The following is a 1,422-nucleotide window of genomic DNA, read 5'->3' as shown; positions in this document are numbered from 1 at the left end:
GCCGCTTTCCCGGCCGCAGAGCAGCTCTCCCCACCCCACCGAGGAGATCCCATGCCCGCACGACCGCGTACCCTCCTGGCCGCCTTCGCCGCCGCCGGGGCCCTGCTCACCACGACGCTCCTCACCGGCCCCGCGAGCGCCTCCCCCGCCGCGCCCGCGACCGGGCCCGGCGAGGAGGCCGCCGGCCGCAAAGTCGTCGGCTACTTCACCAACTGGGGCGTCTACCAGCGCAATTACCACGTCAAGAACATCGAGACGTCCGGCTCCGCCGCCCGGCTCACCCACATCAACTACGCCTTCGGGAACGTCTCGGGCGGCAAGTGCACCATCGGCGACGCCTACGCCGACTACGACAAGGCCTACGACGCCGCCGGCAGCGTCGACGGCAAGGCCGACACCTGGGACGAGGGCGCCCTGCGCGGCAACTTCAACCAGCTCCGCAAGCTCAAGAAGCTGCACCCGGGCCTCAAAGTGGTCTGGTCCTTCGGCGGCTGGACCTGGTCGGGCGGCTTCGGCGAGGCGGCCCGCAACCCGGCCGCCTTCGCCGAGTCCTGTTACTCCCTCGTCAAGGACCCGCGCTGGGCCGACGTCTTCGACGGCATCGACATCGACTGGGAGTACCCCAACGCCTGCGGTCTCACCTGCGACACCAGCGGCCGCGAGGGGTTCGTGAAGCTGATGGCGGCGCTGCGCGCCAAGTTCGGCACGCGCAACCTCCTCACGGCCGCCATCACCGCCGACGCCTCGAACGGCGGCAAGATCGACGCCGTGGACTACGCGGGCGCCGCCCGCTACGTCGACTGGTACAACCCCATGACCTACGACTTCTTCGGCGCCTGGGAGGCCAAGGGACCGACGGCCCCGCACTCCCCGCTGACCTCCTACAGCGGCATCCCCAAGGCCGGTTTTTACACCGACGCCACCATCACCAAGCTCAAGTCGCTCGGCATCCCCTCCTCCAAGCTCCTGCTCGGCCTCGGCTTCTACGGCCGCGGCTGGACCGGCGTGACCCAGGCGGCCCCGGGCGGCACGGCCACCGGCCCGGCCAAGGGCACCTACGAGGACGGCTTCGAGGACTACAAGGTCCTGAAGACCACGTGCCCGGCCAACGGCACGGTGGCGGGCACGGCCTACGCCAAGTGCGGCAGCGACTGGTGGAGCTACGACACCCCGTCGACGATCGCCGGGAAGACGGCGTACAAGAACCGCCAGGGTCTGGGCGGCACCTTCTTCTGGGAGCTGAGCGGCGATACGGCGGACGGCGAACTGATCAAGTCCATCGGCTGACGCCGGGATGCCTCCGGCGGGGGCGGAAGCGGATCGCCCCCGCCCCGCACCCGTCCCCGCCGGGAGGGCCACCGCGCGGCGCGCCCCCACCGGAGCGGTGATCAGGCTCGTGCCGCGAGCCCCGCGGTGCCGGGG

1 protein-coding gene is annotated in these 1,422 nt (G+C 71.4%); it reads left to right on the top strand.

Annotation, left to right across the window (positions count from 1 at the left end; genetic code table 11):
- The first annotated feature begins 51 nt into the window (after positions 1 to 51).
- Positions 52 to 1,287, top strand: coding sequence for a glycoside hydrolase family 18 protein (locus ACSNOH_RS34755; protein WP_436725438.1), 1,236 nt, complete (start codon positions 52 to 54; stop codon positions 1,285 to 1,287).
- Positions 1,288 to 1,422 lie beyond the last annotated feature (135 nt).

Origin of the sequence: Streptomyces sp. URMC 127 (genome assembly GCF_051386535.1) — a bacterium.
Lineage (GTDB): Bacteria > Actinomycetota > Actinomycetes > Streptomycetales > Streptomycetaceae > Streptomyces.
The sequence above is the reverse complement of the archived record's forward strand: the minus strand, read 5'-3'. Positions and strand labels throughout refer to the sequence as shown.

What these genes read in the sequence shown, in the direction of transcription:
- ACSNOH_RS34755 (WP_436725438.1), top strand. Translation starts at nt 52, where the DNA reads ATGCCCGCACGACCGCGTACCCTCCTGGCCGCCTTCGCCGCCGCCGGG.